The 13,499-nt window shown below is 67.2% G+C and carries 10 protein-coding genes; 3 read left to right on the top strand and 7 right to left on the bottom strand.

What is annotated here, in order from left to right; translation table 11 throughout:
* Positions 1-141 precede the first annotated feature (141 nt).
* Entirely contained in the window at positions 142-1,302 is a 1,161-nt protein-coding gene (locus ACOGXQ_RS11625) for an ABC transporter ATP-binding protein (protein ID WP_419943833.1), read from the top strand.
* A gap of 21 nt (positions 1,303-1,323) precedes the next feature.
* Here ACOGXQ_RS11625 and ACOGXQ_RS11620 read toward each other — a convergent pair whose 3' ends face one another.
* From ACOGXQ_RS11620 to ACOGXQ_RS11590, 7 genes are all read right to left on the bottom strand, one after another.
* Complete coding sequence (locus ACOGXQ_RS11620; protein WP_419943832.1) at positions 1,324-2,391, bottom strand: LLM class flavin-dependent oxidoreductase; 1,068 nt, start codon at positions 2,389-2,391, stop codon at positions 1,324-1,326.
* Positions 2,392-2,419: 28 nt separating this feature from the next.
* A complete protein-coding gene (locus tag ACOGXQ_RS11615; RefSeq protein ID WP_419943831.1) occupies positions 2,420-3,550 on the bottom strand; it encodes a Gfo/Idh/MocA family protein in 1,131 nt (376 codons plus the stop codon).
* The gene (locus ACOGXQ_RS11610; RefSeq protein ID WP_419943830.1) at positions 3,547-4,464 is read right to left on the bottom strand and encodes an aldo/keto reductase; all 918 of its coding nucleotides are present in this window, start codon (positions 4,462-4,464) and stop codon (positions 3,547-3,549) included. The genes ACOGXQ_RS11615 and ACOGXQ_RS11610 overlap by 4 nt, the downstream gene beginning before the upstream one ends.
* A 6-nt stretch (positions 4,465-4,470) precedes the next feature.
* A complete protein-coding gene (locus ACOGXQ_RS11605; RefSeq protein WP_419943829.1) occupies positions 4,471-5,421 on the bottom strand; it encodes a carbohydrate ABC transporter permease in 951 nt (316 codons plus the stop codon).
* Positions 5,418-7,013 carry a carbohydrate ABC transporter permease gene (locus ACOGXQ_RS11600; protein ID WP_419943828.1) on the bottom strand — a complete coding sequence of 532 codons (1,596 nt, stop codon included), beginning with the start codon at positions 7,011-7,013 and terminating at the stop codon, positions 5,418-5,420. The genes ACOGXQ_RS11605 and ACOGXQ_RS11600 overlap by 4 nt, the downstream gene beginning before the upstream one ends.
* A gap of 167 nt (positions 7,014-7,180) precedes the next feature.
* Positions 7,181-8,713: an ABC transporter substrate-binding protein gene (locus tag ACOGXQ_RS11595; protein ID WP_419943827.1), complete on the bottom strand. Its 1,533-nt coding sequence runs from the start codon at positions 8,711-8,713 to the stop codon at positions 7,181-7,183.
* Between the two features lie 132 nt (positions 8,714-8,845).
* Positions 8,846-10,495: an alpha-amylase family glycosyl hydrolase gene (locus ACOGXQ_RS11590; RefSeq protein WP_419943826.1), complete on the bottom strand. Its 1,650-nt coding sequence runs from the start codon at positions 10,493-10,495 to the stop codon at positions 8,846-8,848.
* 524 nt (positions 10,496-11,019) lie between these two features.
* Between ACOGXQ_RS11590 and ACOGXQ_RS11585 the strand changes: the two genes are divergently transcribed.
* Positions 11,020-11,556, top strand: a complete 537-nt coding sequence (locus ACOGXQ_RS11585) for a YbhB/YbcL family Raf kinase inhibitor-like protein (protein WP_419943825.1) — start codon at positions 11,020-11,022, stop codon at positions 11,554-11,556.
* Positions 11,557-11,653: 97 nt separating this feature from the next.
* Positions 11,654-13,396, top strand: coding sequence for a hypothetical protein (locus tag ACOGXQ_RS11580; RefSeq protein ID WP_419943824.1), 1,743 nt, complete (start codon positions 11,654-11,656; stop codon positions 13,394-13,396).
* The last annotated feature ends 103 nt before the right edge of the window (positions 13,397-13,499 follow it).

Raw genomic sequence — 13,499 nt, 5'->3', positions numbered from 1 at the left:
GCGCGAATTCTGCCACGGGCGCAGAGGGGTCGAATCCCGCAGCCCACTCGGGCCCTGGGCTCAGCCTCCCCACGACACGTCCGTAGCCGCTTGCGGACTAGCCTCAGCCGAGCAGGCGTGCGTGCCCGAGATGGGGGTCATATGGCGACCGTCGCCCTCGACCGGCTGACGAAGAAGTACCCGAACGGCTTCGTCGCCGTCACCGAGTTGAACATCGACATCGCCGACGGCGAGTTCTTGGTGCTCGTGGGACCGTCAGGCTGCGGCAAATCCACGGCGCTGCGCATGGTGGCTGGGCTGGAGGAGATCAGCGACGGCGAGCTGCTGATCGACGGCGAGCGCATGAACGAGATCGAGCCCAAGGATCGCAACATCGCGATGGTCTTCCAGAGCTACGCGCTGTACCCCCACCTCGATGTGGCTCGCAACATCGGCTTTCCCCTCAAGCTGGCCGGCGTGGGAAAGGCCGAGATCGCGGAGCGGGTGGGCGAGGCTGCCCGCCTGCTCGAGCTGGAGCCGCTGCTGGGCAACAAGCCGGCGCAGCTCTCGGGCGGGCAGCGACAGCGGGTGGCGATGGGACGCGCCATCGTGCGGGACCCCGCGGTGTTCTTGATGGACGAGCCGCTGTCCAACCTCGACGCCAAGCTGCGGGTCCAGATGCGGGCCGAGATCACCGCCCTGCAGCACCGGCTGGGCGCCACGACCATCTACGTGACCCACGACCAGGTCGAGGCGATGACGATGGGCGATCGGGTTGCCGTGCTGAAGGACGGGCTGCTGCAGCAGGTGGACGGCCCGACCGACCTCTACGAGCGCCCAGACAATCTCTTCGTGGCCGGCTTCATCGGCGCGCCTTCGATGAACCTGCGCATGGCCACACTCACCTCAGGCACTGACGGCTGGCGGCTGCAACTGGGCTCGCAGACGCTGGAGCTGCCCCAGACGGTGCTTGACACGAGACCGGCGCTGCGCGCCCATGACGGTGCCGAGGTGGTAGTGGGCATCCGACCCGAAGCATTCGAGGACGCGTCGGTGGTGGGCGAGAACGGCCGGCCGCGCCTCCGCGCCGAGGTGTCGCTGTCGGAAGCCCTGGGTTCGGACTTGCTGCTGCACTTCAGTCTGGATGCGCCCTCGGTGGAGGCCGGCGACCCCGATGCGCTCGAGGGCATCGAGGACCGCATGGTCATTGCCAGGGTTCACCCTCGCAGCACCGCCCGTCCCGGCTCAGCGGTCGAGCTCAGCGTGGACGTCGACGAGCTGCACTTCTTCGACCCCCAGACCGAGGCCGCCATCCGCGGCTGAGTTCGACGGCCTGCTGCTGGCTCAGGGGTTCCAGAGCTTGCGGTGCGCCATGGTCTGCAGCACCAAGCGGCCGAACAGGTCGCACTCCGCGAGGTGCGGGTAGCCCGACAGGATGAACGCGTCGATGCCGACTGCCCGGTAGGCGTCCAGCTTGGCAGCGACCGCATCGGGATCGCCCACGATGGCCGCCCCGGCGCCGCTGCGGGCCCGGCCGATCCCGGTCCACAGACCTTCCTCGGCGAAGCCGTTGTCGTCGGCGCTGTCGCGCAGCTCGGCTTGCCGCCGTACCCCGACCGAGGCCGAGTCGAGGGCCCGCGCCCGGATCGCAGCCCCCGTGTCGTCGTCGAGTTGGCTCACTAGGCGGCGGGTCGCGTCGATGGCCTCCGCTTCGGTGGGGCGGACGACCACGTGGGACCGCAGGCCGAACTTCAGCGCACGCCCCTCTGCCGCGGCACGCTCACGCATCTCGTTGACCGTCGCCGCGACACCCGCCACGGTGTCGGGCCAAGTCAGGAACACATCGGCCGCCACCGCTGCGGTGTGCTTGGCGTCGTCGGAGAAGCCGCCGAAATAGAACGGCGGGCAGCGGCCGCTCACAGTGCCGACGCGGGGCGGGTCGAGCTGGACCGAGACGAATTCGCCGTCAAAGTCCACGGGCCGGCCGTCGAGCAAGGTTCGCAGCACGGTCATGTATTCGCGGGTTCGCTGGTAGCGGGGTCCCGAGGGCAGCGGCGCGCCGGGCAGGTCGCTGGAGATGATGTTGACGGTGAGCCGACCGCGTGCCATCTGGTCGATGGAGGCGAGCTGGCGCGCGAGCTGGGGCGGCCACAGCTCGCCCATGCGCACCGCCAGTAACAGGTTGATGCGCCGGGTGCGTGTGGCGATGCCCGCCGCGAATGCCGTGGCGTCGATGCCCAGTGTGTAGCCCGAGGGCAGCAGCACGTTGTCGAAGCCGTTGCGCTCCGCCGTGGTGACGATGTCGGCGCAGTGCTCCCACGTGCTGGCCAGCGTCGGGTCGGCCACGCCCAAGAACTCGTAGTCGTCGTCGCACAGTGCGGAGAACCAGGCCACCTCCGGCGCTGTGCTCATGGCCGCGGCTCCGCGAGCTGCGCCGCAGTCACGCGCACAGCTCCTCGGGCGTGAGCAGCTCGCTCATCTCCACTGGCCTGCCTTCGTCGATCGAGATATGTGCGGCCCGTCCGATCGCCACCGACCACAGCCCGTCGGCGAGCGTGCATTCGGCCGGTGCCGAATCCGCCACGGCATCCCGGAAGCGCTTCAGCTCGATGAATGAGGAGCCGTGATGGCGGCCGACCACCGGTGCGGTGCTGCTGACCGACTGTTCCGCCACGTTGCCGATCCAGTCGCGCCAGCGCACGCCGGTCCGCACCACATCGTCGGGGATGAGGGCCTCGAGCTTGCCGTCGTCACCCACCACCGAGATCTCCTCCTGATTGCGGGTGGCGTCGGCGAACATGCAGAGGTCCAGCAGGGCCCGAGCGCCCGACACGAAGTCCACGATCACGAACGCGTTGTCCAAGATGTCGGGAGTTGCGCCTCCGTAGCACTCGTCGAGATGGTTCAGGTCCTGGGCTCCCGAGGCCATGACACGGACCGGCTCGCTCGGAACGATGACCCGCATGAGATCGAAGAAGTGGCAGCACTTCTCGACGAGTGTCCCGCCGGTATTGCAGTTGAACCGGTTCCAGTCACGCACCTTCGGCTGGAAGGGGAAGCGGTGCTCGCGGATGGACACCATGCGGATCTGCCCGGCTGTCCCGGCATGCGCCTGTTCGATCAGCGCGGCCGCGGGCGCCATGTAGCGGTACTCGAGGCCCACCCACACGAGCGGTGCCGCTGGCCCGAGCGCTTCGACGCCGCGGATGATCCGGCGGCAGTCCTCCAACGTCGTGGCGAGCGGCTTCTCCACGAGCTGGGGCAGACCGGCCGACGCCACGTCCAGAACGATGTCGGTATGGAGATGGTTGGGCGTTGCGACGATCACCGCATCGCACAGGCCTGCATCGAGCAAGTCGTGGTGGTGGTCGAACGCCGGCACCGGGTCGAGCCCGCTTCGGGCGAGTTCGTGCTGCGCAGCCTTCAGCGAGGGTTCCCAGTTGTCGCAGACAGCGGCGATCTCGGCGCCGTCGAGCGCAATCACGTTGGCGAGGTGCTCGATGCCCATCATTCCGGTGCCGATGACGCCGAAGCGCATCGGCCGGCCGGCGGAGGGTGTGCCGCCGCTCACGGCAGCGGTCGTCCTTCCGACGCCTCGACGATGTCGTACACATCGTTGCGGTCGAGATGAACGCCGAGGGCTGCCTGGAGCGAGGTGAGCCGCTCGGGCCGCTGGGTGCCCACGATGGCGACCGGTGCGGTCGGGTGGGCCAGCACGAAGGCCACGCACACGGCGGCCCGGTCGACCTGCTCCCGTTCGGCGAGGCGGTCCAGCGTAGCGATCAACTCCGGGCGCACCCCGGCCGAGGAGCCTGCTCCGACGAGTCGCCCCCCGCCAAGCGGACTCCATGCCAGCGGCACGATGCCGGTCTCGGCACACAGGTCGAGCGTGCCGTCACGCAGCGGATCCAGGCAGGCGGCCGAGTACTCGGGCTGGGTGCTGACCAGCGGTGCGTCGAGATGCGCGGCCAGCGCCCGGGTCTGTGCTGGCGTGTAGTTGGAGACCCCGACCGCACCCACCAGCCCGTCAGCCACCAGCGTGTCGAGGGTGTCCGCCAGCTCGGCCGGGTGGGTGAACATGTCGGGCCGGTGCACTTGGTACAGATCGATGCGGTCGGTCTCCAGTCGCGCCAGCGAGGCCTCGCAGGCGGCGCGCAACGCCACAGCGCTCGAGTCGTACGGCACCGGCGGGATGATGCCGCCCTTGGTGGCCAGCACCATCCGGTTGCGCAGGTCCGGCCGGGCCTCCAGCACAGTGCCCAGCCTCTCTTCGCAGCTGCCGAAGCCAGTGCCGCCCCAGTCGAGTCCGTACACGTCGGCGATGTCGACCAGGCTCATGCCCAGATCCAGCCCGGCTTCGATCAGCGCCGCGTTCTGGCCGGTGTCGGTGAAGCGCCACAGGCCCAGCGCCAGCGGCCCCACTGTAGGGCCGTCGGCACCCAGACTCCGCGGCTCGGTTCGCACCAGATTCGATGTTGTTCCCATGACGACTCAGGATTTCACAGAACCAGCCAGCAGTCCCCGCACGAAGAAGCGCTGCAGTGCGAAGAAGACGATCAGCGGCACGCCCGCTTGCACGAACGCACCAGCGGACAGCACATGCTCGCGCAGGCCGAACTCGCCAGCGAGCGAGGCGATGCGAATGGTGGCAGGCCAGTTCTCGCCCTCTGCGCCGATCATGGTGATGGCCACGAGATAGTCGTTCCAGGTCCACAAGAACTGGAAGATGGTGAACGCTGCGAGTGCCGGCACCGACAGCGGCACCACGAGTCGCCAGAAGATCGTGACGTGTCCGGCGCCGTCGATGCGAGCCGCCTCGAGCAGCTCGCCCGGCAGCGACGAGATGTAGTTGTGCAACAGGAAGACAGCGAAAGGCATGGCGAAGGCGGTGTGAGTGAGCCACACCGCCGTGGCGCTGCCGGCAAGGCCGAAATCGGGAAACAGCGTGAGCGTGAATTCGGTGCCCGGGATCGTCCAGTGGGCCCCGTTTGAGTAGAGCTGCAGGAGCGGCAGCAATGCCACCTGGTTCGGCAGGGCCAGCAATGACACGAACGCGATGAACAGCCATTCCCTGCCCCGGAACTGGATCCACGCAAAGGCGTAGGCTGCCATCGCGGCAATCGCAACGGGGATGACCGTGGCCGGGATGGCGATCGCGAACGAGTTCACCAGCGCCCGGGCCAGCCCGCCGGTCTGCTCGGTGCCGAGCACCTCGGAGTAGTTGGCGAGCGTCCATCCGCCTTCGTTGAATGCCTCCCACCAGCCCGAATCGCGCTGCGCGTCCCGGGTGCGGAACGAGTTCAGGAACAGGCTGGTCGCCGGGATGCTCCAGACGATCACCATGACCCACAGCACCCAGGTGGGGATGCGGCGCAGGAAGCCGTAAACGAGCTTGCCCGCGCGGTCCACGGTGCCCACGGCGGTCTGGGTCACGGTGCTCATGCGTCCGCCTGCTGCATCCTGCGGATGTTGAACGCCATGGCCGGCACCACCGCCAGGAACAGCACGACCGCCAGCGCCGAGCCGAGGCCGAAGTTCAGCTCGGTGAACGCCCGCTGCCACATCTCGTTTGCGATGACCTGCGTGCCGAAGTTGCCGCTGGTCATCACCTTCACGATGTCGTACACCTTCATCACGAGCACGATCAGCGTGGTCGCGACCACGGTGATGGTGGGGATGATCGTGGGGATCGTGACGTTCCAGAACGTTTGCTGCTCGGTGGCGCCGTCCACCTTGGCTGCCTCGAGCAGATCGGCGGGCACGGCCTTGATGGCCGCCGAGAGGATCACCATGGCGAACCCCGTCTGGATCCAGATGAGCACGACCATGAGCCACACGTTGTTGAACGGTGCCTCCTGCAGGAAAAGAATCGTTCCGGCGATCGGCTCGCCGTTGGGACCCGGCACCGAGCCACCCAGTCCGGGACCCACGAATCGGTAGATCAGCCACAGCAGCGGGATGGCTGTGACCGCCGAGCCGATGGCGATGGCCGGCTGGCGCTGCCGCACCCCGAAAGCGCAGAAGAGAACCGCCACAGCGGTGACGGCGGCGAGGATGGCCACCGCAACCCACGCGCCGGTGGTGCGCGGTCGCAGGCTGCCCAACCCCACCCACACGGCGTTGAGAAACCCCGTCTGCGGCTTCTGGGGCGGCCGGGCGATGTACATGAACCGCCAGATGATCCCGGCGCCTACAAACGAGATGGCCATCGGCAGGAAGATCAGGCTCTTGGCAATCGACTCCCAGCGGGTCCGGTCAGCCAGCACCGCCGCAGCTAGGCCGAGGCCGGTCGACAGCACGGTCACCACCACGACCCACCACAGGTTGTTGATGATCGTGCCCCGCAGCGTGGTGAACACCGCGAACGACAGCACGAACAGCCCGATGGCGATGGGTCCGATCGAGCCGGGCATCGGTTCCATCCTGCGGCCGCGACGACGGCCCGCCGCCATGCCGATCAGCACGCCGACGGCGACGAACGCCAGCGCGGCGTAGAAGAGGCGGCTGGTGAAGATCTCGGCCCAGTCGCTGAGGTCCAGGCTTTTGGAGTTGGTCAGGATCTCGCCGTAGTTAGCCAGTCCCACCCATTCGGCGGCCCGCGAGTCGAGCAGCGACAGGTAGATCGAGCGCATGAGGGGGATGACCAAGCCGAGGGCCACGAACGCCAGCGCAGGCCCTAGGAAGGTGACCAAGCGCCCCCGCTCGGACAGGCGATTCCGCCTTTCGTTGGAGGGGGTGCCCAGCAGGCTCGCCAGGAGGCCCAGAGCACCGCCTATGGCGGCGCCAACGAGAGCTGCAAGCCACATGGGGCCACTGGCAAGCACCCAGAAGAGCAATAGGCCGGGCTCGGTGACTGCCCAGTTGCCCCTCACTGCGGCACCGATCGCAGCACCGATGAGCGCACCCGAGGTGGCGAGAAAGATGCGCCAGCGGCTGGCCGCGAGATCGAAGAGCCAATTTGCGCCGAAGAACAGCGCTGCGCTGCCGCCGATGGCGATCACCACGCCCAGCAGCGCACCCCCTAACGCTCCCATCGGTTCAGTCTTGCAGTCGGGTGATGGTCATTTCGCAAGGCTCCCAGCCCGTCCACTCCGCCGATGCCCACAGATAGCGGAGCGCGGCGGGGGCCGACCCAGAATCTCTGGATCGGCCCCCGCCCATGCGAACTCTCGCTCAGCCGTGTATCAACGGCGAGTGCCGGCTATTGCGGCCAAGATTCGTCGATAGCGGCGAATGCCTCTGCGATCGACTTGTCGCCGTTGACGGCACTGGTGCCTTCTGTCCAGAAGGCACCAGCACCGACAGCGGCCGGCATCAGGTCGGAGCCGTCGAAACGCGCCGGGCTGGCTGTCTGGAGAATCTCGACAAACGACTGTTCAAGGTCATTGTAGACGCTGAGATTTTGGTTGAGATTCGCGGACAGGAAGCCCGACTGCCCACCGCCTTGGCGATCTGCTTGGGCAGCTTGGCGGGCCTCGGCGTATTCGGCGCTGCCGAAGAACTCCATCACCGCCCACACCTCGGGCGCGTCACGGAAGGCCGAGACGTACGTACCTGCGGTGAGCACCGGGCGGTTGCCCTTGGCTGCGTCGGCAGGGAAGTAGAACACATCGATTTCTTGGCCCGGGCCGACGCCTGTGCCCTCCGGCAGGAATGCTGCGAAGAAGGATGCTTGGCGGTGCATCGCGCAGTCGCCGGCCACCAATGGCTCGCCGTTGTCGCCGAACGGGGTGGCAGCAACCGAGCCGCCGGCTGCGTAGATGGCGCCGGGCAGGTTCCACAGCGCCAACACGAATTCTGCGACGTTGGTGATGCGCGGATCGGCAAACGGCAGTTCGCCGGCGACCCACTGGTCATAGACATTCTCGTCTTCGAGGCGCAGGACCAAGTCTTCCATCCAGTCGGTGAACGGCCATCCAGTTGCGGGGCCGGACTCGATGCCGACGCACCACGGCGTGACGCCGTCCGAGATCATCTGAAGCGTGAGGGCCTGCAGTTCATCCAGCGATTCCGGTGTCGAATAGCTGCCGCTTTCGAAGATAGAGGTGTTGTACCAGACGATCGACTTGAGGTCGGTCTTGTTGGGGACGCCCCACAGCGTGCCGCCGAATGTCACGGTGTCCAACGTCCCTGCAGGCCACTGAGTCTCCACGGATGCCTTCACATCGTCATGGATGGGAAGAATCCATCCCTCCGCGCCGAAATCGCCGATCTTGCCTGGCTGCGGGAAGACGGCGATGTCGGGCGGGTTGCCGCCTGCGGCCTGCGCGTTGATCTGATCAGAGAAGTCGCGGGCACCGGTGTAGACGATCTCGATACCGGTCTTGGCAGCGAACACGTCCAAGGCGTCCTGCATGGCACCGGCTTCCTGCTCGCTTGACTCCGGACCGAAGACGGTGACTCGTGTGCCAGACAGGTCCATGTCCATGTCGTCCATGTCGTCCATGTCGTCCATGTCGTCGTCCATGTCGTCGTCCATGTCGTCGTCCATGTCCATGTCGTCGTCCATGTCCATGTCGTCCATGTCGTCGTCCATGTCCATGTCGTCGTCCATGTCCATGTCGTCGTCCATGTCGTCCATGTCGTCGGCCATCGCCTCGGTCGTGACAGGTGGTTCTTCGGTGTCCTCGTCGTCACCGCTCCCGCATGCCGTTGCGACAAGGCCGAACGCCAAAGCGATGGCCCAAAGACGCGCCCAATGGAGTCGGGTGCGTCTGTTGCTGAGGTTTCTCATGTGTTCCTCCCTAGGGGTCGCCAAACAGTGCGCCCGTGCATGTTGCAAGCACTTGCAGACCCGGTTGCCGAAGCCTAGCCGACCATCCAATCGGCTTGCCCGTTGAGGAACTCAGAGCATCGCCGATCCGAATCATGGCGTTGGTCGCTCTCGCCACACCACGGCGCTCGCTGGGGCGAGCAGGTAGGTCCGGTTCGACCGGCTGGTGCTGTTGGGGCCGGCTGCGCTGCCGTAGGGGTGGGGGCCTGCAGCGGCCGAGTCGTAGAGCACGGTGGCGGCGGCCGGGATCTCCACTTCGTGGGAGGTGTCGCCGACGCTGGCTGCGACGCCGATACGGCCGCGGCGGTACGAGATGACCGGACCGCGGCCGCTGTCGGTCCACTCCACGGCGTCGTTGCCGCCCGCAGGCCCGTCCACCAGCGCTGGCCGCGACCGCTGCTGGGTGTCCAGCAGCGCCCGGTACGCCCCCAGCCACGACCGCTCGTCGCTTGACTGGGCGGCGACCGTTTCGCCTACCCGACGCTCGGCAGAGCGCAGCCACGGCTCGGCGGCCGAGAATCCGTTGTGCGGGCCGTCGCCCCAAGGCATCGGCGTGCGGCAGCCGTCTCGCCCGGCGCTCACGTCATCGTCGGGACCGACGGGGTCGAGCTTGTCCTCAGCCGCCACCTCGCCGTCGGCCAGCCCGAGTTCTTCGCCTTGGTACAGCACCAGAGTTCCGGGCAGGAATGCGGCGAGCACGTTGAAGGCAAGCGTGCGCGCTGCACCCCAATGCTGGGAGGTCCCTGCGGCTCGGTCGGCGTCCCATTCTGAGGCGAAGCGGGTCGGCGCCCGCGGCATGTCGTGGCTGCTCATCGCCCACAGCAGTCGGTCGGCCAAACCGCTCGACGGGCCGCGGAGCGTCCTGCGGATCTCGCTGGCCTCCCAGTCGATGTGCATCGGAGCGAACCAATAGCCGCCGTGCATGCCGTCGGGCGGCAGCAGGTCGTCCATTCCTCGCGGGTCGAGGTGGTACGTCTCGCCGTGCAGGAATGCCCCGTATTCATCGCAGATCTTCCGCCAGCGCCGGAACACGTCTTGGCTCTCGGGCTGGAACACGTCGTAGAGATGCTCGAAGCAGTCCCACTGCTCCCAGCGGGAGGCGCAGGGCGGGATGGGCAGGAGTTGCGGGTTCGAGCGCAGCTCGGCGTCCTTGACCAAGCCGCCGGCCACGTCGATGCGGAAGCCGGCGACGCCCCGGTCCAGCCAGAACCGCAGGATCTCGTCCCACTCGTCGGCCACCACGGGGTTGCGCCAATTCAGGTCCGGCTGCGACGCCAAGAACAAGTGCAGGTAGTACTGGCCGGACTCTGGCTCCAGCGTCCATGCCGGACCGCCGAAGTAGCCCACCCAGTTGTTCGGCGGCCCGCCGTCAGGGGCAGGATCCCGCCAGATGTAGTACTCCCGACAGCGCGCCCGCTCGGCCTCGCCGGCGTTGCCAAGCGCTGCTTGGAACCATCGGTGAGCGCTGCTCGTGTGGTTGGGCACTAGGTCGGTCACGACGCGGATGCCGCGATCGGCGGCATCGGCTACCAGAGCGTCGAAGGCGGCCAGATCGCCGAACAGCGGGTCGACGTCGCAATAGTCGGCGACGTCGTAGCCCCAGTCATGCCCGGGCGTGGGATAGAAGGGCGTGACCCAGATGAAATCGATGCCAAGGTCGCTCAGGTAGCCCAGCTTGGACCGGATGCCGGCCAAGTCGCCGACGCCGTCGTCGTTCGAGTCGGCGAAGGATCGCAGGTACACTTGGTAGCCTACGGCGTCGGTCCACCAAGGCGAAGACAATTGGGGCGAAGACAGGTGGCGGTCCGATGTCGGGCTGTCAAGCGTCACGCCGTCTCCAGTCATGTTCCGGGCGGCGCCGCCACCTCCGGCAACGCGCTTGCAGCCAGTCTGCCCCGATTCTGCAACCGATTGCAGGATCAGATCATGCGGCGGCAGCGCGAGGCCTCGCGCCGTGTTGCGCCGGTCGCGGAGCTGGCAGCCCACGGGCCAAGCCACCCAACCCAAGAACCGGCCCGCAGAAGCAGGCCGGTCCTTGGTCTGTCAGTTTGGGTTGTGTGATGTGCAGCCCAGAGTGCGCACTCGCACTCCAAGCAATGAGCACACGGCTTGTCTAGCACATTGCAACGAATAGTGTCAACTGACCGAGCGCAACCGCGCGGACACACGCAGGGCCTCTGAGCAGGTCCTGGTGCCGCGCACACGCTGCACTCCACGATGACCGGCCAACCATCATGAGACCGGTCAGGTCCAGAAAGGCGGCGACGATGCCACAACCTCCCAGCCCGTACGACTTTCTCCCCGCAGTCGCGTCGTTCGAGGTGCGAAGCGACGACGTAGCGGACGGGCAGACGCTGTCGATGCCACAGGTCTCGGGCATCTTCGGTGCCGGCGGCGAGGACCGGTCCCCGCATCTGGCGTGGTCCGGCGCTCCCGCCCGAACCCAGAGCTACGCCGTGACCTGCTTCGATCCCGATGCGCCGACCGGCAGCGGTTTCTGGCACTGGGTGGTGTACGACATCCCGACGTCGTGCGCAGAGCTGGCTCCAGGCGCCGGCGATGCCGAGGGCAGCGGACTGCCCGCCGGCGCCAAGCAGCTTCGCAACGACGCCGGGATGTACGGCTACCTGGGTTCGGCGCCTCCCGCCGGTCACGGCCCGCACCGCTACATGTTCGCCGTGCACGCTCTGAGCGTCGACGCGCTGCCGATCGACGAGAACGTCTCGCCGGCGATCTGCGGGTTCAACATGTTCGGCACCACGCTGGCCCGGGCCCTCATCACGCCGATCTACGAACAGGGCTAGCCGTGGCCGTCGGGGATGCCCCCGGGGGCACCCCGGTCCCACCGGCAAGATCGCAGCCCGGCATGGTGGCACCAGCCCTCATATCTGGGGCAGCCCCATGAGTTCCGGCCAGATGCGACCCACTGCGACTCCGGTGGTGTACCGGGCGATGTGGAACGACGACCGTCCCGGTCTGCACGAGCTCACCGCCCGCACGTTCCGGGCGTGGGCTCGGACGCTCCATCCGCAGCTCGGCGGCGGCGAGACCGGTGCGACCGCAGAGCCGCCTGCATCGGGGGAATCGGTCCCGAACGATCAGCCGAACGGGTTTGGCGGCGAGATCGCCGCTGATGAATCAAAGGTGAACCTGCGCCGGGAGACGGCCGCGCACGGCGGTGCCTCTGAGACACTGCTCGAGCTGGACCAGCAGGGACCGACGGATTCGTCCGTGGTGGTCCTGCGGGTGCTGACGAATCGCACGGACGGCTGGGTGTGGGTCGATGTGGAGATACCGCACGAACCGGCCGCGGCGGTCAGCATCAGCAAGGTCCAGGACTTGGTGTGCACGCTGCTCGACGATGCCGAACGGGGAGGCGGCCGGCCGAGGATTGCAGCGGAACGGATGGGCACGCGGCCGATTGCGGTCGAGCCGACCCGCCAGTCGGTCGTGCCGCTCGCCAATGCGTTGCGCGGAGCGGACAGGGTCATGCCATGCGTCGTCATGGCGCACGACTACCTCGACGGGCCAGGCCCCACGATGGACCGGGCTCGTACAACAGCTCGCCAACTCGCAGGTCTGGCCCGCGTCTACGTGCTGCCGGCGCAGACGATCAATCCCTTCCAAGTAGCGATGGGTCCCGAACTCGACGTGCAACCCGGTGAGGCCCGGCTCTACCTGCCGGGCGAGCACGAGCCGCACCGGCACCGGACGCTTGATGCGGAGTTCGTGCGAAGCGATCCCGATGAGACGGGCCGCTGGTTCGGCCGCCTCTTGCAGTCGACGCTCGTCGACCGTGAGCCTCCCGAGCTCTACCGCCGTTCCCGCCAACTGCTGGGTGATCGACGCGAGCGGCACGAACCCTCTCCGGACACTGATGCAGCCGAACGGGCCGAAGCCCTCGAGGCCGAGGTAGAAGCAGTCTGGGCCGCCCTCTACCAAGCTCGCGAGGAACGAACAGCGGCACGGGTCGAGCGTGACGAGCAGTCCGAGCAGCTCTACGACGTGCTTGAAGAACTCGAGATGGCCCAGCAGCGGGTCGAGCAACTGCACCAACTGCTGGAGGAATCGCGTGATCAGACCGTCAGGGTCCTCATGGCCACCGGCACGGCGGCATCGCCCGATGCCGATCCGTCGCACACCAAGTATCCGCAGGTGACGTCCATCCGCCAAGCGCTCTCCTTGGCGCGCATCAATCTGCGCAAGGTCGAGATCCCACCTGAGGCCGAGAACCGCATCGCCGACCTCGACAGGGCGATCGAATCCAGGTCATGGGCTCGCAGCGTGTTCGACGGTCTGCTCGCCCTCGAGGTGTACGCGCACAAGGGCGCCGACTTCGGCGACTTCCGCGACTGGTGTGCCCGCAGCAAGCACGAGCGTGCTTGGTTCGCCAACGCCAAGAAACTGGCGATGAACGAGTCAGAAGAGGTGATGCGACGCCCCGAACTGCGCCAGCACCGCCTGCTGCCGGTCTCGGTGGGCGTCGACCCCTCGGGTCGAACCGTCATGCAGTCGCACCTGAAGCTGGCCAACGGATCGATGGCGCCGCGGCTCTACTTTCACGACGACACGCGAGGGGCGACCGGCAAGGTGCACGTTGGCTACATCGGCCCGCACCTGCCGACCAAGCGCTTCAAGTCCTGACGGATCGACCGTCGAGGTCAATGAAGGGTGCACAGCCTGCGTCGCGCGAATGGGCAACTCAACACTGCACCGCTGAAGCAGGACCGAAGCGTTCGGCTCCATG

The organism is Candidatus Poriferisodalis sp., assembly GCF_965208485.1.
In the GTDB taxonomy this organism is placed as follows: Bacteria; Actinomycetota; Acidimicrobiia; order Acidimicrobiales; family Poriferisodalaceae; genus Poriferisodalis.
Note: the sequence above shows the minus strand (reverse complement) of the source record. Positions and strands in the feature narration are given on the sequence as shown.